Origin of the sequence: Curtobacterium sp. MCLR17_039, from assembly GCF_003234745.1 — a bacterium.
GTDB lineage: Bacteria > Actinomycetota > Actinomycetes > Actinomycetales > Microbacteriaceae > Curtobacterium > Curtobacterium flaccumfaciens.
On record NZ_QKTF01000015.1, the window covers coordinates 26,774 to 51,363 of the forward strand.

The 24,590-nt window shown below is 70.1% G+C and carries 22 protein-coding genes; 10 read left to right on the forward strand and 12 right to left on the reverse strand.

Features of this window, described 5'->3' with window-relative positions; translation table 11 throughout:
• Positions 1–9: 9 nt before the first annotated feature.
• Positions 10–654, forward strand: coding sequence for a GntR family transcriptional regulator (locus DEJ00_RS15200; RefSeq protein WP_111057923.1), 645 nt, complete (start codon positions 10–12; stop codon positions 652–654).
• Positions 655–736: 82 nt separating this feature from the next.
• On the opposite strand, the gene DEJ00_RS18615 is transcribed toward DEJ00_RS15200, so the two are convergent.
• Positions 737–1,315, reverse strand: a complete 579-nt coding sequence (locus DEJ00_RS18615) for a TetR family transcriptional regulator (protein WP_181440202.1) — start codon at positions 1,313–1,315, stop codon at positions 737–739.
• A 300-nt stretch (positions 1,316–1,615) separates the two neighbouring features.
• On the opposite strand from DEJ00_RS18615, the gene DEJ00_RS15210 reads away from it, so the two are divergent.
• The 3 genes from DEJ00_RS15210 to DEJ00_RS15220 are packed head-to-tail and all read left to right on the forward strand — an operon-like array spanning position 1,616 to position 4,840.
• Positions 1,616–3,082 (forward strand): DUF6421 family protein, encoded by a 1,467-nt coding sequence (locus tag DEJ00_RS15210; RefSeq protein ID WP_111057924.1) that lies wholly within the window; start codon positions 1,616–1,618, stop codon positions 3,080–3,082.
• On the forward strand, positions 3,079–3,762 hold the full coding sequence (locus tag DEJ00_RS15215; RefSeq protein WP_258373706.1) for an SDR family NAD(P)-dependent oxidoreductase: 684 nt from the start codon (positions 3,079–3,081) through the stop codon (positions 3,760–3,762). The genes DEJ00_RS15210 and DEJ00_RS15215 overlap by 4 nt, the downstream gene beginning before the upstream one ends.
• 4 nt (positions 3,763–3,766) lie before the next feature.
• Complete coding sequence (locus DEJ00_RS15220; protein WP_071245082.1) at positions 3,767–4,840, forward strand: low specificity L-threonine aldolase; 1,074 nt, start codon at positions 3,767–3,769, stop codon at positions 4,838–4,840.
• Positions 4,841–4,894: 54 nt separating this feature from the next.
• Here the strand turns inward: DEJ00_RS15220 and DEJ00_RS15225 are convergent, their stop codons facing one another.
• Positions 4,895–6,388, reverse strand: coding sequence for a CitMHS family transporter (locus tag DEJ00_RS15225; RefSeq protein ID WP_111057925.1), 1,494 nt, complete (start codon positions 6,386–6,388; stop codon positions 4,895–4,897).
• 153 nt (positions 6,389–6,541) lie between these two features.
• Here DEJ00_RS15225 and DEJ00_RS15230 point away from each other — a divergent pair, with 153 nt between their 5' ends.
• The 3 genes from DEJ00_RS15230 (at position 6,542) to DEJ00_RS15240 (ending at position 9,337) form a co-directional block, all read left to right on the forward strand.
• Entirely contained in the window at positions 6,542–8,251 is a 1,710-nt protein-coding gene (locus DEJ00_RS15230; RefSeq protein ID WP_111057926.1) for a sensor histidine kinase, read from the forward strand.
• Entirely contained in the window at positions 8,248–8,910 is a 663-nt protein-coding gene (locus DEJ00_RS15235; protein WP_111057927.1) for a response regulator, read from the forward strand. Before DEJ00_RS15230 ends, DEJ00_RS15235 begins: the two co-directional genes overlap by 4 nt.
• An 88-nt stretch (positions 8,911–8,998) precedes the next feature.
• Positions 8,999–9,337, forward strand: a complete 339-nt coding sequence (locus DEJ00_RS15240) for an SdpI family protein (protein ID WP_111057928.1) — start codon at positions 8,999–9,001, stop codon at positions 9,335–9,337.
• Positions 9,338–9,384: 47 nt separating this feature from the next.
• Here DEJ00_RS15240 and DEJ00_RS15245 read toward each other — a convergent pair whose 3' ends face one another.
• Entirely contained in the window at positions 9,385–10,656 is a 1,272-nt protein-coding gene (locus DEJ00_RS15245; RefSeq protein WP_111057929.1) for an endo-1,4-beta-xylanase, read from the reverse strand.
• A gap of 105 nt (positions 10,657–10,761) precedes the next feature.
• Positions 10,762–11,211, reverse strand: coding sequence for a MarR family winged helix-turn-helix transcriptional regulator (locus DEJ00_RS15250; protein ID WP_111057930.1), 450 nt, complete (start codon positions 11,209–11,211; stop codon positions 10,762–10,764).
• A gap of 83 nt (positions 11,212–11,294) precedes the next feature.
• On the opposite strand from DEJ00_RS15250, the gene DEJ00_RS15255 reads away from it, so the two are divergent.
• A complete protein-coding gene (locus DEJ00_RS15255; RefSeq protein WP_111057931.1) occupies positions 11,295–12,038 on the forward strand; it encodes an SDR family oxidoreductase in 744 nt (247 codons plus the stop codon).
• Positions 12,039–12,115: 77 nt separating this feature from the next.
• On the opposite strand, the gene DEJ00_RS15260 is transcribed toward DEJ00_RS15255, so the two are convergent.
• From DEJ00_RS15260 to DEJ00_RS15285, 6 genes are all read right to left on the reverse strand, one after another.
• A complete protein-coding gene (locus DEJ00_RS15260; protein WP_258373707.1) occupies positions 12,116–14,269 on the reverse strand; it encodes a beta-galactosidase in 2,154 nt (717 codons plus the stop codon).
• On the reverse strand, positions 14,266–15,174 hold the full coding sequence (locus DEJ00_RS15265; RefSeq protein WP_110864171.1) for a carbohydrate ABC transporter permease: 909 nt from the start codon (positions 15,172–15,174) through the stop codon (positions 14,266–14,268). The genes DEJ00_RS15260 and DEJ00_RS15265 overlap by 4 nt, the downstream gene beginning before the upstream one ends.
• Positions 15,171–16,124 carry a carbohydrate ABC transporter permease gene (locus DEJ00_RS15270; RefSeq protein ID WP_209136492.1) on the reverse strand — a complete coding sequence of 318 codons (954 nt, stop codon included), beginning with the start codon at positions 16,122–16,124 and terminating at the stop codon, positions 15,171–15,173. The genes DEJ00_RS15265 and DEJ00_RS15270 overlap by 4 nt, the downstream gene beginning before the upstream one ends.
• An 11-nt stretch (positions 16,125–16,135) precedes the next feature.
• A complete protein-coding gene (locus DEJ00_RS15275) occupies positions 16,136–17,473 on the reverse strand; it encodes an ABC transporter substrate-binding protein (RefSeq protein WP_110864172.1) in 1,338 nt (445 codons plus the stop codon).
• Positions 17,474–17,620: 147 nt separating this feature from the next.
• On the reverse strand, positions 17,621–18,682 hold the full coding sequence (locus DEJ00_RS15280; RefSeq protein ID WP_220038885.1) for a LacI family DNA-binding transcriptional regulator: 1,062 nt from the start codon (positions 18,680–18,682) through the stop codon (positions 17,621–17,623).
• Between the two features lie 112 nt (positions 18,683–18,794).
• Positions 18,795–19,736 (reverse strand): LysR family transcriptional regulator, encoded by a 942-nt coding sequence (locus DEJ00_RS15285; RefSeq protein WP_111057933.1) that lies wholly within the window; start codon positions 19,734–19,736, stop codon positions 18,795–18,797.
• Positions 19,737–19,856: 120 nt separating this feature from the next.
• Here DEJ00_RS15285 and DEJ00_RS15290 point away from each other — a divergent pair, with 120 nt between their 5' ends.
• Together DEJ00_RS15290 and DEJ00_RS15295 are read left to right on the forward strand one after the other, a co-directional pair.
• Positions 19,857–20,816 (forward strand): putative oxygenase MesX, encoded by a 960-nt coding sequence (locus DEJ00_RS15290; RefSeq protein WP_111057934.1) that lies wholly within the window; start codon positions 19,857–19,859, stop codon positions 20,814–20,816.
• A gap of 37 nt (positions 20,817–20,853) precedes the next feature.
• Positions 20,854–21,903, forward strand: coding sequence for a methionine synthase (locus tag DEJ00_RS15295; protein ID WP_111057935.1), 1,050 nt, complete (start codon positions 20,854–20,856; stop codon positions 21,901–21,903).
• Positions 21,904–22,032: 129 nt separating this feature from the next.
• Here DEJ00_RS15295 and DEJ00_RS15300 read toward each other — a convergent pair whose 3' ends face one another.
• Together DEJ00_RS15300 and DEJ00_RS15305 are read right to left on the reverse strand one after the other, a co-directional pair.
• Complete coding sequence (locus DEJ00_RS15300; RefSeq protein ID WP_111057936.1) at positions 22,033–22,431, reverse strand: hypothetical protein; 399 nt, start codon at positions 22,429–22,431, stop codon at positions 22,033–22,035.
• 145 nt (positions 22,432–22,576) lie between these two features.
• Positions 22,577–24,463, reverse strand: a complete 1,887-nt coding sequence (locus DEJ00_RS15305) for an alpha/beta hydrolase (RefSeq protein ID WP_111057937.1) — start codon at positions 24,461–24,463, stop codon at positions 22,577–22,579.
• Between the last annotated feature and the right edge of the window lie 127 nt (positions 24,464–24,590).

Genomic DNA, 24,590 nt, shown 5'->3' on the forward strand with positions numbered 1-24,590 from the left:
ATCGGTGCCATGACCCGAACCGTCGGCGGCGCTGACTCCACGGCCACGCGGTTGCGCACCATGATCGCGTCGGGTGGGTTCTCCCCTGGGGCGCAGCTGTCCGAGGAGCGGTTGAGCGACCAGCTCGGGGTGTCACGGAACACCCTGCGCGAGGCCTTCCGGCTGCTCGCCCGCGACCGTCTGGTCGAGCACGTGTTCAACCGCGGGGTCTTCGTCCGCCGGCTCTCCGCCGCCGACGTCACCGATCTCTACGCGGCTCGGCGGGTGCTCGAGGAGGCAGCCGTCCGCGCCTGCACCCCCGACGCACCGGCACTCGCCGAGGCCGCCGCAGCGGTCGCCGACGCCCGGGCAGCAGCGTCCGCGGGCGACTGGGGTGCGGTCGGGACCGCCGACATCCGGTTCCACTCCGAGCTCGTGCGCGCGGTGCCGAGCGAGCGGATCCACGCCCTGATGGACGGCCTGCTCGCCGAGATGCGACTCGCCTTCCTGACCACCGCGGACCCGGCCTCGTTCCACGCCGACTTCGTCGAACGCAACGACGCGATCGTGTCCGCGTTGCGCGGTGGCGACCAGGACGCCGCCTCGGCGCTGCTCGCCGACTACCTCGACGACGCGGAGCGGACGCTGCGGGTCGCCGCCGGCGCAGCCGACTGAGGGGCGGCCAGGAGGCCCGGTGCGGCCCCGTCCCGCACGCTCGGCCCCAGCGCCCTCACGCTGGTGCTCGCGGCCCCTTCGGTCAGGACTTCCCGCCGAGCAGGGCGGCGACCGCGTCCACCACGACCTGGCGACGCCGCGGCGGCGTCACGGCCTGCACCAGCGGCTCGTACTCCGGAGCGGTCGCGCTCCAGAACGCCGCGGTGTGCAGCACGAGCCCGAGCAGCACCGCCGGACGGAACGCCCGCGGCAGGACCCCGGCACGCTGGGCGTGCTCGACCTCGGCCACCGCGTCGGCGTAGCTCGTCGTGACGGACTCGAGCGGGACGTCGGCGCGCTCGAGCCGGTGCCACGTCGCGAGCCGCTGGGCCCAGGGGCGACGGACGTACGAGTCGTGCACCCGGCCGGCCCATGCGGTGAGGTCGGCGGTGTCGAGCGGGGCCTCGGCGAACGTCTCGGTCACGGTGTCGGCGACGAGGGCGTCGAACAGCCCCTCCTTGCTGCCGAAGTAGTGGAAGACCTGCGCCTTGTTGCTCGACGCTGCGGCACCGATCCGTTCGACCCTGCCGGCGGCCAGTCCGACCGCGGCGAACTCGTCCCGCGCGGCGAGCAGGAGCCGGGCGCGCATCGCGTCAGCGGCTGGGGGCGTGAATCGGGCCATGGCCACCACCGTACCGATCACACGGCAGCCGAGCCGTCGATGCGGACCAGCGCGCGCAGCAGCCCTGCCCCGAGGCCAGTCGACAGCACTCCTCGGTCCCTTCCGGAGATCCCAGCCACGCGGAGCGACGGTTCCGTGCGCGGCTCGCGTGGATGCCCGCGCGAGCGCCGTGACGACGCACGATTCCACCGGAGATGGGCAACTTTGCGTCCCCCGAACTTCCCTAGGCTCGAGACGATCCGGTAACGCGCACCACTCGTCCGCAGATCCGCGGCCGACCCCAATGACGGGAGGTTCGACATGTCCCAGTTCGTCCAGAAGATCTCGCAGGACGCCATCGTCGGAGAGCCCGAGGTCGTCGAGGACCACCTGTCGGTGCGCGAGATCGCCGCCCATCCCGCCTGGCTCCGGCTCAAGCGTGCAGTCGTCGCCCTGCAGGCCCTGCAGACGCGGGACGGCTCCGTCCCCGAACCGTCCGACCACGCCGCTGCCGCCGGTCACGTCGCGGTGATCGTGCCGGCCGTCGCCGAGCTCGCACCGCACTTCCCGCACGATGCCGCGTTCCTGCAGGTGCTGCAGCACGACTTCGCTCGCTGGCAGGAGCAGGGCTTCGGCGTCCCCGACTTCCTCGACTCCCTCACCGCGTTCCAGCCGCAGCAGCACCGCGTCGACGGGCTCGGCCACCTGGTCGTGTTCCCGATGGTCACGCAGAACGGCAGCACCTCGCGGTTCGTCGAGGCGGTCCTGGTCGAGGTCATCTGGCCGGAGTTCATCGCCGAGCTCGAGGCCGGCGACCACGGCAACGCGTTGTTCGTCGCGCTGCGGTTCGTCGACTTCACCCCGGGGTACGACACGAACTCGGCGGTGTTGTTCCCCGAGACCGTCGCGATGCGCACGATCCCCGCCTTCACGTGGGGCGCGATCTTCCAGGACCGCGAGGCCGCCCGCTACCGCAGGGTCGTCCGTGCCGCCGCCGACGTCACCAAGCTCGAGCTGCCGGCCGAGGCCGCTGCGATGCTCGACGACCAGCAGCTGACCGAGCGGGTCTTCGTGATGTGGGACATCATCCACGACCGTTCGCACATGCGCGGGGACCTGCCCTTCGACCCGTTCATGATCAAGCAGCGGATGCCGTTCTTCCTCTACTCGCTCGAGGAGCTCCGCTGCGACCTGACCGCGTTCCGCGAGTCCGTGCGTCTGGAACGCGAGCTGTCCGCCGGACCCGACGCGGGCCTCCAGGACGCGCAGCGCGCCATCCGCGACCACGCGCGCCTGGTGCAGTACGCGGTCGTCTTCGACCGCATCTTCCGTTTCGCGATCACCGGCAGCCGCGTCCGCAACTACGACGGGCTCGGCGGCCAGCTGCTGTTCGCCTGGATGCACCAGCACGGCGTCCTGCACTGGACGGACACGCAGCTGACGATCGACTGGCCCGAGGTGCCGGACGTGATCATCGCCCTGAGTGACGAGATCAACGAGCTCTACCGGCGCTCGATCGACCGACCGAAGTCGGCGCACTGGCTCGCCGCGTACGGGATGCTGACCCGCACGCTCACGCCGCACCCGGCGTCGAAGTGGGCGCGTGGCCTTCCCGACGAGACGCTCGCCGGACCGCCACGCGGCTACACCGACGCGGTGCTCGACGACGAGTTCCCGCTGTCGATGTTCTACGAGGCCCTCGACAAGAAGATGGCGACCGTCATCGCGTCCACCGCCGGCATCACCGGCACCACGGACGCCGAGCTCGTCGGCGAGGCCGCCGCGTGACCGACGGCTCGGTGGCCGGTCGCCTGGTGCTGATCGCCGGTGCGACCAGTGCCAGCGGCGCGGCTGTCGCGCGCGCACTCACCGCCGCCGGTGCGGCCGTCGTCGCGGTCGGCACCAGACCCGACGCCCTGGAGGCCCTGCGCGCGTCCGTCCCGGGCGTCACGACCCGCACGTGCGACCTGTCGGACCTCGGTGCGGTCACCGCGTTGGCCGACGACGTCCACGCGGACGCCGGCCGCGTCGACGGACTGGTCCACCTGGTCGGCGGGTGGCGCGGCGGTGGCAGCATCGTCGGCCAGTCCGACGCGGACTGGGACTTCTTCGACCGCGCCTTCCGGACCCTGCGGAACACGACCAGGGTCTTCCACGACGACCTGGTGGCGTCCCCTGCCGGACGGCTCGCGTTCGTGTCGTCCACCGCGGTCGACTCCCCCACCGCCGGCGCCGCGAACTACGCGGCGGCGAAGGCGGCGTCCGACGCCTGGGTCCGGGCCGTCGCGCAGGGGTTCCGGAAGGAGGCGCCGGAGACCGCCGCGGCCGCCGTGTTCGTCGTCGGCGCGTTGTCCGGCCTCGAAGCGCAGCTCGGCGCCGAGGTCGTCCGGCTCTGGGACACGCCACCGGCCGACGTCAACGGTGCCCGCATCCCGCTCACGGCTCCTGATCCCTCGAACCTAGGATGAACGAGTGACCCTCCGACTGCACGACCTGGACCTGCGGGGCTTCGCCTCGGACAACTACGCCGGCGTCCACCCCGAGATCCTCGCCGCCATCGCCGCGGCCAACGACGGCCACCAGATCGCCTACGGCGAGGACGTCTACACCGCACGTCTCAACGAGGTGATCCGCGAGCACTTCGGGTCGCAGGCCGAGGCGTTCCCGGTCTTCAACGGCACCGGCGCGAACGTCGTCGGCCTGCAGTCGATGCTGCCGCGGTGGGGAGCCGTCGTGTGCACCGCGACCGCGCACATCCACACCGACGAAGCCGGTGCGCCCGAACGCGTCGCCGGCATCAAGCTCCTGCCGGTCGAGGCGCCCGACGGCAAGCTGACGCCCGAGCTCATCGACCGCGAGGCCTGGGGCTGGGGCGACGAGCACCGCGCCCAGCCGCTCGTCGTGTCGATCACACAGACCACGGAGCTCGGCACCGCCTACACGGTGGACGAGGTCCGGACGATCGCCGACCACGTCCACTCGCTCGGCATGAAGCTGCACATGGACGGCGCCCGCATCTCGAACGCCGCGGCGTCCCTCGGGGTGCCCCTGCGCGACTTCACCACCGACGCCGGTGTCGACGTGCTGAGCTTCGGCGGCACGAAGAACGGCATGCTCTACGGCGAAGCGATCGTCGTGCTGAACCCCTCGGCGTCCGAGGGATTGCACTACCTGCGCAAGATGAACATGCAGCTCTCGTCGAAGATGCGGTTCGTCTCCGCCCAGCTGATCGCCCTGCTCAGCGACGACCTGTACCTGCGCTCCGCCGGGCACGCCAACGCCATGGCCGCCCGACTGCGCGGTGCGCTGGAGGCCGGCATCGCCGACGGCAGCATCCGCGGTGTCGGCTTCAGCCAGCAGACCCAGGCGAACGGGGTCTTCGCGACCCTGCCCGCCGGGGTGGCTGACCGGCTGCGGAAGCACTTCCGGTTCTACGACTGGGACGCCAGCCGCAACGAGGTGCGGTGGATGTGCGCCTACGACACCTCGGAGCAGGACATCGACGACTTCGTCGCGGCGCTGACGCGGGAGCTCGACGCCGCCTGAGCCGGTCGGCCCCGGCCCGGTCGGGCGCGCGCCGAGTCGGCACCGGCGGTCGGTTCAGCCGAACGGGATGACCCGCACGACGATCGCCACCACGAGCATCGCCATCGCGACCACGGCCGCCCGCCACAGCACCTTCCGGTGGTGGTCGCCGAGGTTCACGTTGGCCAGCGACACCAGCAGCAGGATCGCGGGGACCAGCGGGCTCTGCATGTGCACCGGCTGCCCGACGACCGAGGCCCGCGCCATCTCGGCTGGCGTGATCCCGTACGCCGCGGCGCTCTCGGACAGCACCGGCAGGATCCCGAAGTAGAACGCGTCGTTGCTCATGAAGAACGTCAGCGGCATGCTCAGCACACCGGTGATGCCCGCCAGGTACGGGCCCATCGAGTCCGGGATCACCGCGACGAGCCAGTCGGCCATCGCCGCGACCATCCCGGTGCCGTCGAGCACCCCGATCAGCACCCCGGCGGCGAACACCATCGACACGACACCGACGATGCTCGGGGCGTGCGCCACGATCTGCGCGGTCTGCTGCTTGAGCTGCGGGAAGTTCACGAGCAGGGCGATCGCCGTGCCGATCATGAACACGAAGTGCAGCGGCAGGAGCCCGAGCACGAGCGCCACCATCACCGCGACGGTCAGCGCCAGGTTGAACCAGATCCGCTTCGGTCGCAGGCTCGGACGGTTCGGGTCGAGCATCGTCTCGGCCATGGTGCCGGTCCCCGTGCTGTCGTCCCCCGCCCCGGTGCCGTCCACGCCCTCGCCGTCCGCACGCCGGCCGTCGGCCTTCCCACCGCGCAGTCCGAGCGCGACCGTGGGGCTCGTGAACATCCCGCCGCCGGTCCCGCCGACCGCCGCGAGCACCCGTGACCCCGCTCGGGCGTTCGCCCGCTCCGGCACCCGCGCGCCCCGTGAGGCCTCGGTGAACTCGATCATGCCGAGGCGCTTGCGCTCCCGCAGGCCCATCGTCCACGCGAACGTGAAGCACAGCAGGAGCCCCACCACGAGCGACGGCACGAGGGGCACGAAGATGTCCGTCGGGTCGATCTTCAGCGCGGCCGCGGCACGGGCGGTGGGACCGCCCCACGGCACGATGTTGAGCGTGCCGTTCGTCAGCCCGGCCACGCACGTCATCACGACCGGGCTCATGCCGAGCTTCAGGTAGATCGGCAGCATCGCCGCCGTGACCACGATGAACGTCGTCGAGCCGTCCCCGTCGAGCGAGACCGCACCGGCCAGCAGAGCAGTGCCGAGCACGATCTTCGCCGGGTCGTTGCCGGTCACCCGCAGGATGAACCGGACGAGCGGGTCGAACAGGCCGACGTCGATCATCAGCCCGAAGTACATGATCGCGAACATCAGGAGCGCGGCCGTCGGTGCCAGCGTGCCGATCGCCTCGGTCACCATGTCGCCGAGTCCCAGACCTGCCCCGGCGAACAGTCCGAACACGGTCGGCACGATGATCAGCGCGAGCATGGGCGACATGCGCTTGGTCATGATCAGGACCATGAAGGTCAGGACCATCGCGTACCCGAGGATGACGAGCATCAGGACTCCTTCGTCCGTGTCTGGCAGTCCGGGCACGCTACGACCCGGCCTGGAGGCGCGGCGCGCTTCTGCACATTGGCGCACCATCGCGCGTTGACCGCTTTCTGCGCATTGTGCGCAGGCAGGTCGGCTCGCCCTCCGTACGCTGGGGTCGTGACCGACGACCGTTCACGGCGCCCCAGGCTCCGCTTCGCCACCGAGGTGCTCGTACTGCAGCTCGCCGTGGTGGTCGCCGTCGTCGCCCTGACCAGTGCCGTGTTCGTCCGGATCGAGGTCACCCGGCTCGAGCGCGCTGCCGAGGGGACCGCCCTCGCGATCGCACAGAGCGTCGCCGCGCAGTCCGACGTCCGGGCAGCGGTCGCCCGGCTCAGCGTCGACGGCACCGACCTCGACCCCGCGGTCCTCGCCGACGGGCCCGTCCAGCGTGCGGCACTCGCGGCCCAGCGTCGGACCGGGGCACTCTTCGTCGTGGTCACCGACGACCGGGGCATCCGGCTGGCCCACCCCGACACCGACCGGATCGGCGAGATGGTGAGCACCTCCCCCGACGCCGCACTCGCCGGCCGCGAGACCGTGTCCTGGGCGCGCGGCACCCTCGGTGAGTCGGCGCGGGCGAAGGTGCCCGTCTCCGCGCCCGCAGCCGGCGGGGCGGAGACGAGCCGGACCTCCCGGCAGTCCGCCGTCGTCGGTGAGGTGAGCGTCGGGTTCAACCGGGCACGCGTCTACGACACCCTGGTCGAGGACAGCATGCCGGTGATCGGTGCCGGGCTGGCGGCGGTCCTGCTCGCGGTGATCGCCTCGGTGCTGATCCGGCGGCGACTGGTGCGGCTGACGCTCGGGCTGCAGCCGGAGGAGCTCGTGACGCTCGTGCAGAACCACCAGGCCGTGCTGGGCGGCGTCGGTGAAGGCGTCATCGCGATCGGCCCGTCGGGGGTCGTCACCGTCTGCAACCCCGAAGCCGTGCGACTGCTCGGGCTGACCGACCCGGTCGGCCGTCCGGTGGCCTCCCTCGACCTGCCCGCGCCGCTCGGGTCGATGCTCGCCGTGGCCACCGCGGCTCCGGCGAGCGCCACGATCGTCGCCGGGCACCGGGTGCTGCTCGTCGACGTCCGCACGGTGTTCCGCGACGGACGCGACCTGGGCCGGGTCGCCGTCCTGCGCGACCGCACCGACGTCGAGGCCCTGACCCGACGGCTCGACGCCGTCGGGGCGATGAGCACGGCGCTCCGCGCACAGCGCCACGAGTTCGCGAACCGGCTGCACGCGATCTCGGGGCTGCTCGACATCGGCGAGACGACGCGGGCACGCGCCTACCTGGCGGACGTGCAGGAGCGCGGGCCGCTGCGCTACCCGGTGCAGCACGCCGACCGGTTGACCGAGCCGTACCTGCAGGCGTTCCTCGGAGCGAAGGGCGTCGAGGCCGCCGAGCGCGGGGTGCTGCTGCGGATCGGGGCGGAGACGCTCGTTCAGGGGACGATCACCGAACCGGGCGACGTGACGACCGTGCTCGGCAACCTGGTCGACAACGCGGTCTCGGCGGCGCTCGGCGGCGACGAGCGAACGCGCGACGGCGGATCCCCGTGGGTGGAGGTCGAGGTGCTCGACGACGGCGCGACCCTGCACCTGTCGGTGATGGACTCCGGGCCGGGGGTGCCGGTCGACGCCGCGGACTCGCTGTTCGTCCGCGGGCCGGCGGCTGCTCCTGCGTCGGAGGACGTCTCGCAGGTGCACGGGCTCGGGATCGGGCTGCCGTTGTCGCGGGAGATCGCCCGACGGCACGGTGGCGACGTGTGGCTCGCCTCCCCCGGCGGTGACGACCACGGCGCGGTCTTCTGCGCCCGACTGGAAGGAGTGGTGTCGTGAGTTCCGTCTTCACCGTGCTGGTGGTCGACGACGACTTCCACGTCGCCGACCTGCACCGGCGGCAGGTCGACGAGGTACCGGGGTTCCGGGCGCTCGAACCCGTCGGGACCCTCGCGGCCGCCCGCGCCGCGCTGTCGAGCGGGACCGTGGACCTGGTGCTCGTCGACGTGTACCTGCCCGACGGCAGCGGGCTCGACCTGCTGCGGTCGATCGACACCGACGCCGACGCCTTCGTGCTGAGTGCTGCGTCGGACTCGGGCACCGTTCGGCGGGCGATGCGCAGCGGGGCACTCGCCTACCTGATCAAGCCGTTCACGGCCGGGGTGCTGGCCGAGCGGCTGCAGGCGTACGCACGGTCGCGGAACGTGCTCGACGAGCGGTCGACCCTCGATCAAGAGGCCGTCGAGCGGGCGTTCCGGATCCTGCACGCCGGCGACAGCGCTGGGGCGTCGCCGTCCCGGGCGGCCACGGCGGCGCTGGTGCTCGAGCAGCTCGTCGCCGGTGAGGAACGATCCGCCGCCGAGGTGGCTGCGACGATCGGGGTGTCGCGGGCGACGGCGCAGCGGTACCTGGCGCAGCTCACGGCGGACGGGACGGTGGCGATGCAGTTGCGGTACGGGGCTGCGGGGCGGCCGGAGCACCGGTACGTGCGGCGGTAGCGGGCCCTGTTGCCCTTGCGTATTTCACCGGATACCGGCAGGTTCGGTCTGACACGCTCCGCGCAGCCTCACTGCGCGCACGAGCGCGATGACCGACCCAGAAGGAGACCACGTGATCGCGATCGAGACGGCGGCCGCCGTCCTGACCATCGTCCTCGTCGCACTGCCGGCGCGGGGCCTCATCGGCAGGAACGGACTCGTGGGCATCCGCACCCGGGCGACGATGCGCAGTGACGAGAACTGGATCCTCGGCCACCGAGCAGCGGTCGTCCCGACGAGCATCGCCGGCGGCGCGACGGTGGTCGTGAGCCTGGTCTACATCGCACTCGGACGCGCCGACGACGTTCCCGCGTTCGTCGCGTGCGCCGCGATCCTCGTCGGTGGAGCCCTCTGGGGCGTGGAGGCCGCACGACGCGCGACCAGGTGACGGACGGGAGGGGCGGGGCCGCACCGGGCCTCCAGTCCGTCAGGTGGTCACGCGACGATCTGCACCTGCGTGGGCACGTCGGTGACGGCGATCGCCGTGGACGCGCCACGCACGTCGACGCGGTAGTCGCCACGGAAGCCGCGGATCTGCACCTGACCGCGGTCGTCGGTGCGCAGCACCGTCGGGCCGAGCCACCACTCCTCCTTGACCAGGTGGCGGAGCGCGTCGTACGACGGCTTCGGGGCGCCGTCGGCGCGGACGAGTCCGATCGGGGCGCCGAGCCAGGCGCCGGCGTCGGTGATCCCCCAGTAGGTGATCGCCTCGACGGAGGGGTGCCCCACGAGGCTCCGGTAGTGCCGTTCGAGGTCGTCGGCCTGGCGCGCCTCGCCCTCGGGCGTCGACGGCCACGAGGCCACCTGGTGGTCGTTGAGGTCGACGATGTGCGCGGGCATGAGGTCACCGGAGACGAGCGAGGTCTCGGTCAGGTGCAGCGGCAGGCCGTAGCGGGCGAACCGGTCGACCATCGCGAGCATCGTGTCCTCGCCCCAGTAGCCCTGGTGCATGTGGGTCTGCAGCCCGATGGCGTCGATCTGCACGCCGGCCTCGAGCACGCCCTCGATCAGGCACTCGTACGCACTCGACAGGTCGAAGTCGTTGAGCAGCAGGGTGGCGTGCGGGTTGGCGGCGCGGGCCTCCTCGAAGGCCATCCGGATCGTCGGGATGCGGCCCTTGGCCCGGGCGAGCGGGGTGATCGCGTTGTCGCCGTTGTCGAACACCGGCATGATGACGACCTCGTTGATGGCGTCCCAGGTGTCGATCGTGCCGGCGAAGGCGGATACCTCGCGTCGGATGCGCTCCCGTTGGAGCCGCTCGACCTCGTCCAGCGGGAGCCCCAGCAGCCAATCGGGCTGCACGGTGTGCCAGACGAGCGGGTGGCCCTTGAGGGCGATGCCCCGGTCGCGGAACCACTGCGCCGTCGTCAGGAGTCTGGCGGTGTCCGGGGCTCCGCGCTCGGGCTCGAAGCGGCCCCAGTAGAACGGGAGCGTCGCGGTGTTGAAGACGTCGGCGTAGAGGTCGGCGAGGTGCTCGGTGCCTGCTTCGTCCTGCGCATCGGCGTTGGCTTCGCCGGTCGGTTCGCCGTTGGCCACACCGGTCGCTTCGCCGTTGGCGAGTCCGATGAAGTCGAAGGCGATGTTGCCGAAGGCGAAGGCATGGCGGGTCTGCTCGACGGTGATGTCGGCATCGCGGATGGGATTGCCTTCGGCATCGACGACCGTCAGGGTCGTCTCACCGAAGCGGTGCTCTGTTGCGTGCGTCATCGCGCGTCCTCCGACATCGTCGTCTGGGATTTGTTGTGCGCGCAAACATAGCAGCGCGGATCACCGCCGTCACCCCTGGGTCGGCCCTGCGGCGTCGCCTGTGGGTCAGGCGGACTGACCTCCGTGACCGGCGAGGACCCGGTCGAGCAGGTGGATGAGGTCGTTCCGCTCGTTCGTCGACAACGCAATGAGCAGTTCGTCCTGTACGGCATCCGCGAGCACCTGGATCTCGGCGAGCCTGCGCCGTCCGGCGGGCGTGATCGTGACGACGTTCCGCCGGCGGTCAGACAGGTCAGGCTCCCGAGTCACGGCCTCGTCCCCCTCGAGCCGGACGACGATGCCGTTGACGTTGTTGCGGTCCAGACCCAGCACCCGGCCGATCTCGGCCTGACTCAGTGCGCCGTTCTCGTCGAGCAACGCCAGGACCGCGAAGTCGGACCGCGCTTCGAGCGGCATCCGGGCGCCGGTCAAGCGTGCGCCGATCGTCGCGAGTCGCCCGACCTGCCAGCTCACGAGCGTCCGGAGCGCCTTGGGCGGAGTGGGTTCGTCGGACATGTCGAAAGCTTATCAGTTGGCACGACCAACCATTTATGCGTATCGTTGGTTAAACCAACATTGGTCCCACCAAGGAGTCGAACATGTCCGCAGATCCCATCACCCCTGACCTCTCAGGCCGTCGAGTCCTCGTGCCGGGCGGCACGGGCGGTGTCGGGGAAGGCGTCGTGCGCGCCTGGCTCGACGCTGGTGCCGACGTCGTCGTCCCCACGCGTTCCGACGAGCGCGGGTCGGAACTCCGCGCCGCGCTCGGCACGATCGGCACGTCCCAGCTGCTGCACCTGCCGACGCACGACTACACGTCCTTCGCCGGGGCGGAAGCACTCGGTGCCGAGATGACCGAGCGGCTCGGCGGCATCGACGACGTGGTCGTCCCCGTTGGCGGATGGTGGCAGGGCGGGCCCCTGACCACCATCGGTGAGGACGACTGGGCGGCAGCGTTCACCGGGCTCGCCACGGCGCACATGGCGCTGGCGCGGGCGATCGTCCCGAGGCTCAGTGGCGCCGGCGCCTACACGGTGATCGTCGGGCAGTCGGCCGAGTTCCCGGTGCCGGGCAGCGGGCTCGTGAGCATGGAGCAGGCCGCAGTGCTCATGATGCAGCGGGTCCTCTCGGCGGAGTCGCCGGACAACCGTGTCCACGCGCTCGTGCTCGGGCCGGTGCGGACTCGGTTCGTCGGCGGCAAGCCGGAGTGGGTCTCGGCATCCGAGGTCGGTGCCGCCGCCGTCGCACTGTCCCTGGCGACGGGCATCGGCAGCCACTCCGTCTCGCTCGCCTCGTCGGCGGAGGCCCGAGCGGCGACGGAGGCGTTCCGGGCCGCGGCCTGACCGCTGTCCGGGTGCCACCGTTGCACAGAAGGAGCAGGCGGACCGTCCGACCCGACGGCCCGCCTGCTCCGGTCTCGCTACGCGACGACGACGACCCGGACGTCCCACGGCCCGAGCTCGAGCACGGCGTCCGCGTCGAGTGCCGTGCCCTCGAACAGGTCCTCCGCGGCGACCGGCACCACGTACGTGCTCGGTTCCCACGACCAGTTGTGGATGACGTGCACCGTTTCTCCGCGACCGTTGACCGAGCTCGCGACCGACTGCGTGTCGGCCTGCGGCTGCCAGCTCGGCGACCCGCTGCCCTGCGCGACCGCCCACTCCGTGATCGCTGCGGCGAGCGCCGGATCCGGGACGGTCCCGACGTAGGTGACCCGACCGGCTCCGTGCGACCGTGTGGTCACCGCTGCGAACCGACCGTGGTGCGGGTGGTCGTACCCGACGAGCACGTCGGCGTCGTCGACGAGCAGGCCGTCCGCCCACCGGGTGGCCGTCGCCCCGGCCGGCACGGTGAACCCGTGCTCAGCGGCAGCGGCCCCGGCGGACACCGGGATGCGTCGGCCGAGGTTGCTGAACTCGTCGTAGTGCACGCCGGCGGGCACGTCGAGGAACGCGGGCTTCCGTTCGAGCCGCGCACGGGCTTCTTCGTCCTCGTACCCGGTGCGGATGCCGACGACCAGGTGTCCGCCTGCCTCGGCGTAGGCGGCGAGCCACTGCAGCTGGGCGTCGGTCGCGATGGTGAACGCGGCAGCGACGAGCACCGGACGCTCCGCGGCGAAGGACGCCGGATCACGGTCGGAGACCTGCGACGGATGCACCGTGTTCGCCTGCAGTCCGGCATCGAAGACGCCTCGGGCGTAGGCGTCGTAGATCGTCTGCCACGAGCGCCGGTCGGGCTCCATGCCGTCGCCGAGCGCCGGGTGCTCGTTCAGCGCCCACTTCGACTCGTTCGAGAACAGCAGGGCGACGTCGGCGTGCGGGCGGAGGCCGGCGACCCGGTCCCCGGCGTGCGCGAACTCCGCTCCGATCCGGGCGATCTCCTCGTAGGTGCGACCGGGCTGCTGCGAGTGCGGCAGGACGCCACCCCAGTACGTCTCGACGCCGTAGTGCAGCGTGTGCCAGTGCCAGTACTCGATCATCGACGCGCCTCGGGACACGAGGGCCCAGGCGGCCTGTCGCCACTGCCCTTCGTAGGCCGGTTCGTTCATCCACGAGAACCCGATGGCCTGCGCGTTGGTCTCGGTGACCAGGAACGGTGCCTGCTTCGACCCGTACATGCGGTCGCCCGAGGCGAAGATCGACCAGGCACCGGACGAGGTCCAGAACTGTGCGGGCTCCTCGGCGCTCGGCAGCTCGAGGGCGTCCTGCATCCGGTAGTACGGGTTGCCAGCGGTGACGTCGAGCGTCCGGGTGAGCACCTCGTCCTCGACGGTCGGCCGCTCGTAGGCGATGCACGTGGTCACGAACTGGTCCGGACGCGAGTACTCCCGCACGACCGATGCCTGCCAGGCGATGAAGTCCGTCGTGATCGAGGCCTGGAACCGGCGCCAAGCCAGGTCGTACTGCGGCTGCGCGTTGCCGTCCGGCGTCCACAGGTCTGCCCAGGTGGACAGCCGGTGGGACCAGTAGGTCAGGCCCCACTCCTCGTTCAACCGCTCGACGCTGCCGTAGGTGTGACGCAGGTGGTCGACGAAGCGCTGGAACACCTCGGGGTTCGCGATGAGCTCGTTGCCCGGCTCGTTGTCGACCTGGTAGCCGATCACGGCGGGGTGCTCGGCGTAGCGGGCGACGATCTTCCGGATGACCCGCTCGGCGTGGAACAGGAACGCCGGGTGGGCGTAGTCGATCTCCTGCCGGGCACCCCAGCCCATCGCCTCGCCGCCGGTACGGCGGCGGACGTTGATCTCCGGCACGATGCGGGCGAGCCACATCGGCACGGCGTACGTGGGTGTGCCGAGGATCACCCGGATTCCGTGTTCGTGGGCGGCGTCGAGCACCGGTGCGAGCCACTCCAGGTCGAAGCGGCCGTTCTCCGGCTCCCAGGTGCTCCAGACGGACTCACCGACGCGGATGACCGAGAAGCCGGCCTCCTGCATCAGGCGCATGTCCTCGTCGAGTCGAGGGGTCGGCTGGTACTCGTGGTAGTAGGCGGCGCCGAAAAGGACGCGGTCGTGCTGCATGGTGCTGGGTGCTCCGTTCGAGAAGGATCGGTGGTGGGTGCGGGTGTCGGTCATCCCTTGACCGCCCCCGCGGTCAGCCCGTCGAGCAGCTGCTTGCGGAGGAGCAGGAACACGAGGATCGTCGGCACGCTCGCCAGCACGGCGCCGGCGAGCACCAGGTCGTACGACCGGTTCTCCGACGCGAAGATCGCGTTGAGGCCGAGGGGCAGCGTGTACTGGCTCGAGTCGGACAGCAGGACCAACGGCCACTGGAACGAGTTGTAGCTCTGCAGGAAGCTCCACACCGCCAGGGCGCCGAGCGACGGCCGGAGCAGCGGGAGCACGACCCGGCGGAACGTTCCGAACTCGGAGTTGCCGTCGATGCGGGCCGCCTCGATGAGTTCGTCGGGGATCGCCTGCACGATGAACTGCTGCATCATGAAGATGCCGAACGCCGGCGCCACCCACGGGACGACGAGCGAGAACCACGGGTTCGTCAGCCCGGACTTCACCACCAGGATGAAGAGCGGTACGAGGATCACCGCGAACGGCACCGAGAGCGACGAGAACATCACCGCGAACAGGATCCGCTTGCCCCGGAACCGGAACTTCGCGAACCCGTACCCGGCCATCGCGCAGACGAACACGGACACGACGGTCGCGATCAGGGCGGTGCCGACACTGATGCCGAACCAGGCCCAGAACGGCTGGGTGGCGAGCAGGTTCGTGTAGTTCTCCCCCGTCGCCGGGCTCGGGATGAGCGTGGGCGGTGTCGCGAAGATGTCGCCACGCTGCTTGAACGAGCCGGACAGCGCCCAGAGCAGCGGGAACACGAACACCAGCAGCAGCGCCACGAGTGTGGCGTAGAGCAGGCCGCGGCGAGCGATCCAGCCCCTGGTGCGGGGCGGGCCGGACCGGGGCGCCCGGCTTCCGGCGGTCGTGACGGCCCGGGTGTCCGGGCGGTCGGTGGTGGCGGTCATGCGTCCCTCCCGATGGCGAGTGCGCGGTTGAGGATCTGGCTGACGCCGAACACGACGACGAACAGCACGACACCGGCGGCTGCCGCGTACCCGAACTGCTGCCGTTCGAAGGCGGCGCGGTAGATGAACATGGCGACGGAGAGCGTGGCTTCGCCCGGACCGCCCTTGGTGAGCAGGTAGGGCTCGTCGAACAGCTGCGCGGCACTGATGAAGCTCGTCACCACGACGAACGCCGTGACCGGTCGGATCGCCGGGAGCGTCACGTTGGTGAACTTCCGGAAGGTTCCTGCCCCGTCGAGCGACGCGGCCTCGTACTGCTCGGGCGAAACGTTCTGCAGTGCTGCCAGGAAGAAGATCGTCAGGTACCCGACCGTGCGCCACAGGAGCACGAAGCCGATGGCGACCTTCGCGAGCGTCGGGTCGCCGAGCCAGTCGGTGTTCGGCAGGCCGAACAGCGCCTTGAGCGTGGCGTTGAGCAGGCCGTAGTTGGTGTCGAACACCAGGCTGTAGATGAGCGCGATGACGATCGGCGACAGCACCATCGGGATGAAGAACGTCACCCGGAACAGGTCTCGGGCGCGGAGTCCCTTGGCGTTGAGTGCCTGCGCGACCAGGAGCGAGCACGGCACGATGACGAACACGGCGATGAGTGTGTAGATCAACGAGTTGACCAGGGCTGTGCCGAAGCTGGTGTCCCGGAACAGGTTCGCGTAGTTGGACAGGCCGATCCAGTTCGGTGTGCCGAGGCCGACCCACTCGGTGAGTGACAGGTACACGGCGGCGAGCACCGGCACGATCATGAACAGGCCGTACAGCACGTAGAACGGCGCGATGAAGAGGTACGGCGCGCTGCCACCGTTCGTGTTCAGGCGGCGGCGACGGCGATCGGGTGGATCGGTGGTGGTCGTGGTGGCGGACACCGGGATGCCGGTGGCGGTTGATGTGGACAACGTCGTCCTCCTCAGGCGCGGGTCTGGCCGCGGAAGTCGGCCGCAGCGGCGTCGAGCGCCTGCTTCGGGGAGATCTGGCCCTTGTAGGCCTTGATGAGGTAGCCGCTCAGGACGGTCTGCAGGATCGAGGCATCGGCGCTCTGGTGCTGCGAGGGCACGTCGTCGACGACCGACTTGTAGACGCCGAACAGCTGCTGTCCGCCGAAGTACGGGTCGCTCAGCGCCGCGAGCCGCGGGTCGTCGTAGACCGAGCGGAGCGTCGGCAGGTAACCGAGGTCCTGGTAGCGCTTCACCTGCTGGTCCGGGTCGAGGTACGCGGCGAGCACCAGGTCGATCCCGGCCTTCGTGAGCGGCTTGTCGCGGAGCACCGAGAACCCGGTGCCGCCGCCGACGCTCGTCGTGCTGCCACCACCCGCGAACCGGGGCAGGTTCCGCACCTTCCACTTGCCCTTCTGCTCGGGCACGTTCGGCTTGATGCCGTAGCTGGCGTACCAGGAGGGCATGTCGACGGCCAGGATCGTGCCGCCCTTCAGCCCGGACTGCAGGCTCGGTCCGTACATGTCGGCGACCGTGGCGATGGCCCCGGACTGCACACCGTCGACCAGGAACTGCAGGGTGCGTTCGGCCTCCGGCGTCTGGATGGCGATGCCGCCGTCCTCGTCGTACAGGTCGCCGCCCCGCTGGAGCAGCAGGATCTGGTAGCTCTGCAGCGTGCCGCCCGGATCGGTGACCGCCACGGCGTGCAGCGAGACACCCTTGCTCTTGTTGAGCTTCGCGCCGACGTCCATGTACTCCTCCCACGTCGTCAGGTCGTCGGGGATGCCGAGGGCCTCGAACTGGTCCGCGCGGTGGTAGTAGACGCACAACGGGGTGTCCGAGTCGAGCGCGTAGAGGTGCCCGTCCTTCGAGAACGGCGTGAGTCGTGCAGCGATCAGGTCGTCCTTGCGCGACGCCACCGACGGCGACAGGTCGCTCAGCAGCTCGGCAGCGATGTCCCCGCGGAGCATCCGGCAGAACGCCCCGATCTCGAGCCCGGCGACGTCCGGCGTCCCCGTGCCGGCGACGGCCTGCGCGATGAGCTTGGTCGGGATGTCCGCCGCTGCGATCGTGGTGATGTCGAGCGCGAAGTCGAAGTCCGACTTCCGGTCGGCGACCGGCAACGCCTCGGTGAAGAACTTCTCGTAGCCGGGGTCGTGGGTCCAGAAGGACAGGTCGGCGCGTCCGGAACGGACGGCGGCCGTCGACTGCGGGGAGCAGCCGGCGAGCAGCGCGCCGAGGGCGATGCTGCCGCCAGCGGCGGCGCCCCACCGGAGCAGGTCGCGTCGGCTCGGCCCACGGCCTGGAGGCACGGGTGGCGCAGGTGGGGAAAGTCGCCTGGGTACTGGGGTCACGGAGGTCTCCTGACGTCGTCGTCGAGGTGCGTGCGGAAGTGGCGGCGAGCGCGCGTGAGCGCTCACTCACGGGACGGACGCACACCGCGCCTCCCGTTCGGGGGTTCAGTCGGCGGGGCGGAGGTGACGCCGCTCAGCGGACGGCGGCGCGCTGGTGGCGCGCGTGATCAGCTGGCCGGGCAGCATCCGGTGGCGCTCGGCGGGCGGGTGGCCGTCGAGGGTGCGGAAGAGGCGGTGCATCGCGAGGCGGGTGGCCTCGTCGAAGTCCTGACGGATGGTCGTGAGCGGCGTCGGCAGGTACGCCGAGATCGGCATGTCGTCGAAGCCGACGATGCTGACGTCACCCGGCACGGACAACCCGTGCTGCTGGATGGCGGACATCGCGCCGATCGCCATCTGGTCGTTCGCGACGAAGACCGCCGTCAGGTCCGGGCGGCCGAGCAACGAGCGCATGGCCTCGTAGCCGCTCTGCGGCGACCAGTCCCCCTCGGCCGGTGCGTGCTCGGCGACGCCGGCGTCCTGCAGCGCCGCCCGCCACCCCGCCAGCCGGCGCGAACTCGAGGTCCAGTCCGCCGGACCCGCGATGTGCCACACGGTCTCGTGCCCGAGGGCCAGCAGGTGATCGGTGGCCGCGAACGCAGCGCCGCTCTCGTCCAGGCCGACCGCCAGGGTGTTCTCTCGGTCGGCGACGTCCGGCGGCCCGAGCGTCAGCACCGTCACGCCCTGGGGCAGGCGGAGCTGGTCCATCTGGTTCTCGACCGGTTCGGAGAAGACGATCGCCTCGACGTCCTGGCCGACGAGCGAGTCGACCGCCGGCTGGAGCTCGGATGCGGTCGCAGCGACGGTCCGGACGATGGCCAGGCTGTACCCGTTCGTGCGGCACGCCTGCTCGACGCCGGTGAGCATGGCGGTCGGGCCGTACAGGTTCGTGCCGATGGTGATGAGACCGATCCGGCGGGAGCGCTGCGACTTGAGGGAGCGGGCAGCGGCGTTCGGGCGGAAACCCAGTTCGTCGATCGCTTCGAGGACCCGGGCGCGGACCGCCTCGGTGACGTGCGGTTCGTCGTTCACCACGCGGGAGACGGTCTTCTGGGAGACGCCGGCCAGGCTCGCGACGTCGGTCATGGAGGCCGGACGGAGGCGATGAACCGATGCGTTGCCGCTCATCGTCAGCTCCTTCGCTGCTCCGTGGGACCGGCCGGGGCCGGGTGTGGGAGCAAGACAACCACGGGATTGTCTACGTAGTCAAGAGTGATTCCGCGGTGTCATCGCAGCCTTCCTACCCGAGCGGTTCGACGCCGTAACTGCTGACCACCGCGCGCAACTCGTCCAGGTACGTCTGCGCCTGCACGGTGAGGGGAACCGAAGCGTGCGCGATCCAGCCGATCTCGATGCGCTCGTCGACGTCGAGGGGGATGGCGACGATCTCGGGGTCGAGGTCGTCGCTGATCAGCCCGGTCGAGATCGTGTACCCACCCAGGCCGATCATGAGGTTGAAGATCGTCGCCCGGTCCGACACCCGGATCTCCCGCTTGCTCGACATCGTCGACAGGATCTCCTCGGCCAGGTAGAAGGAGTTGTTCGCACCCTGGTCGAACGTGAGCCGAGGCAGGTCCGCGAGGTCCTCGAGGGTCGCACGCTCCCGTGACGCGAGCGGGTTCCGCTTCGCCACGAAGATGTGCGGCTGTGCGACGAACAGCGGTGTGAACACGACGCCGGCGTCCCGCAGCAGCTTGCCGAGCACCTGCTTGTTGAAGTCGTTGCGGTAGAGGATGCCCACCTCGCTGCGCAGGGTGCGGACGTCCTCGATGATGTCCCAGGTGCGCGTCTCGCGCAGCGAGAACTCGTACTCGTCCGCAGCTGCCGCTTCGACCATCCGGACGAAGGCCTCCACCGCGAACGAGTAGTGCTGCGCGGACACCCCGAGCAGCCGACGCGACCGCTGGCCGCCGACGTACCGCTGCTCGAGGAGGGAGACCTGCTCGACGACCTGCCGGGCGTACCCGAGGAACTCGACGCCGTCGACGGTGGGCACGACGCCTCGGGCCGAGCGGGTGAACAGCGGGCGCCCGATCCGCGTCTCCAGGTCCTTCATCGCCGCGGACATCGTCGGCTGGGACACGTAGAGCAGATCGGCCGCTGCGCTGATCGAGCCCTCCGTCGCCACCTCGATGAAGTACCGGAGTTGCTGCAGGGTGATGTCGTTCGAGACCCGGGCCATAGGCCGAGGCTATACCGGTGCATAGCGTCTCGGTATTACCTGATGGCTCACCATTCCCGCCATGATCGATGCATCCCGCCCATCGTGCCCACGGGCCGCTCGACGAACAGATTGCCGACCATGGCGAACGACCTCACCTTCAGCATCACCCGGACCCGGTTCGACGAGGACTACTCCCCCGCCGACAGCTCCCGGCTGACCACGAACTTCGCCAACCTGGCGCGCGGCGAGCACCGTCAGCAGAACCTCTGTGCTGCGCTGGCGATGATCGACGGGCGCGCGAACGAGCTGGCCGCGGCACACGACCGCTACCGTCTGCAGCTCGACATCGTCTCGGTCGCGCTGGAGTTCTCCGACGGTGGTTCGGACGCCGAGTTCCCGTTGCTCGAGATGCTCGACGTCACGATCCTCGACGAGCACACCGGCGAGCGCCACCAGGGGATCCTCGGCAACAACTTCTCGTCGTACCTGCGCGACTACGACTTCTCCGTCCTGCTGCCCTCGGCGTCGTCCGGCGTCCCATCCGACTTCGGACAGCTGCACGGGGCGCTCTTCCAGCGCTTCCTGGAGTCATCCGCGTTCCACTCGAGTTTCAGTGCCGAGCCCGTCGTCTGCATCAGCGTCTCGACGAGCCAGACCTACCGCCGCACCGGGTACGTCCACCCGGTCCTCGGCGCCGAGTACGAGCACGAGCACTCCTCGCTCACCGACGACTACTTCGGCCGGATGGGCATGCGGGTCCGGTACTTCCAGCCCGCCGGAGCGGCTGCCCCGCTCGCGTTCTACACGCGCGGCGACCTGACCGGCGACTACACGGACCTCCAGCTCATCGGCACGATCGCCACCATGGAGACCTTCCAGAAGATCTACCGCCCGGAGGTCTACGCCGCGAACACCCCGGCCGGCAGCACCTACCGCCCCACCCTCGACCACACCGACTTCACGCCCACCCCGGTGACCTACGACCGCGAGGAGCGAAGCCGCCTCGGGATCACGCAGGGCCGGTGGACCGAGGAGCACCTGGTGCGGCCGCACCACGCACTCCTCGCCCGGTGGGCTGACCCCGCCCTCGCGCGCTGACTTCCTCTGCCCTTCGACTGACTGGACCGTCACACCCATGCGTTCTCTCCTCCCCACCTCGATCGTCGGCAGCCTGCCGAAGCCGTCCTGGCTCGCCGAGCCCGAGCGACTCTGGTCCCCCTGGCTGCTCGAGGGTGCCGCCCTGACCGAGGGCAAGCAGGACGCCCTGCGCTCCGCCGTGCACGAGCAGGAGCGCCGCGGCATCGACATCGTCAGCGACGGCGAGCAGACCCGCCAGCACTTCGTCACGACGTTCATCGAGCACCTGGACGGGGTCGACCTCGACCGCAAGGAGACCGTCCGCATCCGCGACCGGTACGACGCGGCCGTCCCGACCGTCGTCGGTGCCGTGAGCCGTCGGAAGCCGGTCTTCGTCGAGGACGCTGCGTTCCTGAGGGCTCAGACCGATCGCCCCATCAAGTGGGCGCTCCCCGGCCCGATGACCATGATCGACACCCTCTCGGATCAGCACTACAAGAGCCGCGAGAAGCTGGCGTGGGAGTTCGCCACCATCCTCAACCAAGAGGCACGCGAACTGCAGGACGCCGGCGTCGACATCATCCAGTTCGACGAGCCCGCCTTCACGGTCTTCCACGACGAGGTGCAGGACTGGGGCGTGGCCGCGCTCGAACGCGCGGCCGAGGGCCTGCACGCTGAGACCGCCGTGCACATCTGTTACGGCTACGGCATCGAGGCGAACAACAAGTGGAAGGAGACGCTCGGCGCGGAGTGGCGGCAGTACGAGCAGTCCTTCCCCCTGCTGCAGCAGTCCTCGATCGACATCGTCTCGCTCGAGTGCATCCACTCCCACGTTCCCCTCGAGCTCGTCGAGCTGATCCGCGGCAAGAAGGTCATGCTCGGGGCGATCGACGTCGCGACCGAGACCGTGGAGACCCCGGAGGAGGTCGCGGAGGTGCTCCGTCGGGCGCTCGAGTTCGTCGATGCCGACAAGCTCATTCCCAGCTCCAACTGCGGGATGGCTCCCCTGGCGCGGGGTGCGGCGCTGGACAAGCTCGGTGCGCTGTCGGCTGGTGCGGACATCGTGCGGGCCGAGCTCGCCAGCGTCGCCGTGCCGGTATCGCGCTAGCGGCTCGGCTGCACAGGACGGCTCGCCTCGACAACGGGGCGGGCCGTCCTTGGTGTCGCGTCCGGCAGGCGCCCTGGTCGCGGGCCGGGCTGGAGGCGCGGCTCGGTTCCGGTGGTCAGGTCGCGGTCGTCACTCCTGACTGTCGAGGCTCATCTTCTCGAAGTCCCCCGCGACGCACTGCGAGCTGCCGTCGATCGTGTAGCCGCGGGGATCCGCGCGGAAGTCGGACGAGCTCACCGGGCCGCCCCTGCCGCGGACGCCGAGGATGGGGTCGTCGCCGCCGGTCTGGTAGCGCTCGGTCGTGACCCCGAGCTCCTTCCAGTGCTGTTCCACCGCCTCGACGTCGGCCTTCGGGTCAGCGCTCGCGGAGCGGACCATGGCGTAGACGTACTGGATGCCGCCCGTCCCGAGGCCGAGTCCACACTTCCCCAGCCGTGGACCGTCGTTGGGTTCCCAACCGTCACCGACAACGTCCGTCGAACCCTCGACGAACGTGACGATCGACTGCTTCGCTTCTTTCGTGTTCATGCCAGACCCTTCGCTGCAACCAGTGAGAACGGCGACCGCGAGCAGGACTGCTCCCGTCGACCGGAGAACGGAGGCGGCTTTCCGCCAGGGTTTCTTCATCTGGGAGTTCCTTCCAGACCACTTCGCTTCTGCGAAATCGGCATGATCAGTTCGTCAATCGTTCGGGCTGGCCGGTCGTGGCGTACGCGACGTTCTGCAGCGACTGTGTGTCCTCGTCGAGGTAACCGCCGCCGTACGAGGTGTGCACGCCATGATCGCGAACGGGCTTGAGGCCTGGCGCTCCGTCGGCGCCGAAGCTCGTCGCACCGAATCCAGGTGCGGTCGGGTCCTGATGATGGTCCGAACTGAAGTCCCGGCCGACTGCGGCCCATTCGTCGCCGCCCCAGTGTTCGATGATCGGCTTCGCCACTTCCGCTTGTCCGGCGTACACCGCATCGGCGTGGATCTCGTCCGCTCCGTGAATGCTGTCCGGAATCCCGGCCGACGCGATGGTGGTGAACGAATCCACGTGCACGCCCTCGGACGTGAGCGCGTAGGACGCGGTCGTGGTGCCGTACGAGTGTCCGAGGACGTTGACCGTCGGCATCGTACCGGCTCTCGTCGCATCGAGGCCCTTGATCGACGCGGCCAGCTTCTCGCCGCCGGCCTTCGCGTAATCGCTGCCGAACACGGCGGTGCTCGCCGGCGGGACGGGCGGTGCTTCGTACCCCATCCACGCCACGACAGCGTTGGTCGTGCCGCGCCCAGAGGGGACCGTCTTCGCCTGCTCGCTGTAGACGTTCTGCGCGGCATCCGTCCAGTCGACCATGCTGCCCGTGCTCGACCCCATCCCGGGCACCGCCCACGTGACGTTGGTCGCTTCGTCGAGATCACCGATGGACACCGCAGCCAGGGGCGGGTGGTCAGCGCTGAGCACGGTGAGCGTGCGCGGTGCACTCGGACCGCCGGCGCTGAGAGAAGCCTTGATCGATTCGAGTGCGGAGAGGTCCTCCGCGTTCTTGCGCCCTTCGGCGCTGTAGACGCGGTCCGGACGACCGAGGTCGTCGAGGAACTGCTCAGCGGACGCGATCCGGCGGTCGAGTACAGCGACGTTCGCAGCTCCGCGCGCCCAGTACGGCGCCCCTTCGAGATTCCCCAGAGCGGTCAGCACCGAGGTCGGGAGGAGTGCGAGGTCCGCAGCGTCCGCCCTCGTCAGACCGAGATCCGCCCACATCGCCGCGACCTGGGTCGGGGTCAAGTCGTCGGCGAAGAGCCGCTGAACATCGCGGACGAGCTCGTCGTCGGTCGCCGTGTCGATCCTGGCGTTCGCCAGCGATCCGCCGCTCCCGGCTTGCTCGAACGCGTCCGCGATGCGGTCGATCCATGCGGCATCGGCTCGGTTCTCCTCGAGGAAGCGATCGAACCCAGTCACGAAGGTGCACCCCTCGATCAGCACCCAGGAACACGAAGCGGTGAACGCCGTCCATGCGCTGGCGAGCATTGTGGCCTTCGCCTCCGCAGTCTCGTCGTTCGCCCGGCTGACGGTGCTGAAGTCGCGCAGCCTTGCCGGGTCTGCCGAGCTTCGACCGTGTCCTGTGCCCTCTCCGGACCGCCTGCGATCCCGGGGCGTGAACGCCGCATGGATCGACGGTGGTCGGATCGCGACCTCCGACGGTTTTGGTGCACGGATTGCGATTGGGGGCAGGGTGGTCGTCGTGAGCAGGGACGTCGCCGCGGCATGCTGGCGTTCGTGTTCGGCTTCGTTCCAAGCGTCGAGTGCGTTCAGCCGTTCCTCCTCAGCCTGCGCAGAGGACTTGGCGTCGCGCACCTGACCGACGAGGTCATCCAGGACGGACGCCAACTTGCCCCGGTCGGTCGACTCCGTCGAGGCGGACTCGGTGAACCGGTCCGCGTAGGCTCCGGAAAAGTCAGCCGCTGCTTCCTCGACGGCGGACCGACGAGCCCCAGACTGAGCCCGGAGCTCGTCCTTCGCCGACGTGGCCGCTCTGACGACGGCGTCTGCCGCCGCCGCGTCGAACTCGATCTTCCCCATGACGTCCCCCTCAGGCCCACCCCGGTCCGAATGCTGACTCTACCCGAAGCAGCGCCGAAGCGTGTATTTCACACAACAGTGGGACCTCGAGGGCATCGTTGCAACACCAGGTGCACCCGCGCCATCT

Excerpts from the sequence above, each read along its gene's own strand:
- DEJ00_RS15300 (WP_111057936.1), bottom strand. The coding sequence starts at position 22,431 with ATGAACACGAAAGAAGCGAAGCAGTCGATCGTCACGTTCGTCGAGGGT.
- DEJ00_RS15255 (WP_111057931.1), top strand. The coding sequence starts at position 11,295 with ATGTCCGCAGATCCCATCACCCCTGACCTCTCAGGCCGTCGAGTCCTC.
- DEJ00_RS15260 (WP_258373707.1), bottom strand. The coding sequence starts at position 14,269 with ATGACCGACACCCGCACCCACCACCGATCCTTCTCGAACGGAGCACCC.
- DEJ00_RS15290 (WP_111057934.1), top strand. The coding sequence starts at position 19,857 with ATGGCGAACGACCTCACCTTCAGCATCACCCGGACCCGGTTCGACGAG.
- DEJ00_RS15200 (WP_111057923.1), top strand. The coding sequence starts at position 10 with ATGACCCGAACCGTCGGCGGCGCTGACTCCACGGCCACGCGGTTGCGC.
- DEJ00_RS15295 (WP_111057935.1), top strand. The coding sequence starts at position 20,854 with ATGCGTTCTCTCCTCCCCACCTCGATCGTCGGCAGCCTGCCGAAGCCG.
- DEJ00_RS15225 (WP_111057925.1), bottom strand. The coding sequence starts at position 6,388 with ATGCTCGTCATCCTCGGGTACGCGATGGTCCTGACCTTCATGGTCCTG.
- DEJ00_RS15210 (WP_111057924.1), top strand. The coding sequence starts at position 1,616 with ATGTCCCAGTTCGTCCAGAAGATCTCGCAGGACGCCATCGTCGGAGAG.
- DEJ00_RS18615 (WP_181440202.1), bottom strand. The coding sequence starts at position 1,315 with ATGGCCCGATTCACGCCCCCAGCCGCTGACGCGATGCGCGCCCGGCTC.
- DEJ00_RS15245 (WP_111057929.1), bottom strand. The coding sequence starts at position 10,656 with ATGACGCACGCAACAGAGCACCGCTTCGGTGAGACGACCCTGACGGTC.
- DEJ00_RS15240 (WP_111057928.1), top strand. The coding sequence starts at position 8,999 with ATGACCGACCCAGAAGGAGACCACGTGATCGCGATCGAGACGGCGGCC.
- DEJ00_RS15265 (WP_110864171.1), bottom strand. The coding sequence starts at position 15,174 with ATGACCGCCACCACCGACCGCCCGGACACCCGGGCCGTCACGACCGCC.
- DEJ00_RS15250 (WP_111057930.1), bottom strand. The coding sequence starts at position 11,211 with ATGTCCGACGAACCCACTCCGCCCAAGGCGCTCCGGACGCTCGTGAGC.
- DEJ00_RS15285 (WP_111057933.1), bottom strand. The coding sequence starts at position 19,736 with ATGGCCCGGGTCTCGAACGACATCACCCTGCAGCAACTCCGGTACTTC.
- DEJ00_RS15280 (WP_220038885.1), bottom strand. The coding sequence starts at position 18,682 with ATGAGCGGCAACGCATCGGTTCATCGCCTCCGTCCGGCCTCCATGACC.
- DEJ00_RS15305 (WP_111057937.1), bottom strand. The coding sequence starts at position 24,463 with ATGGGGAAGATCGAGTTCGACGCGGCGGCGGCAGACGCCGTCGTCAGA.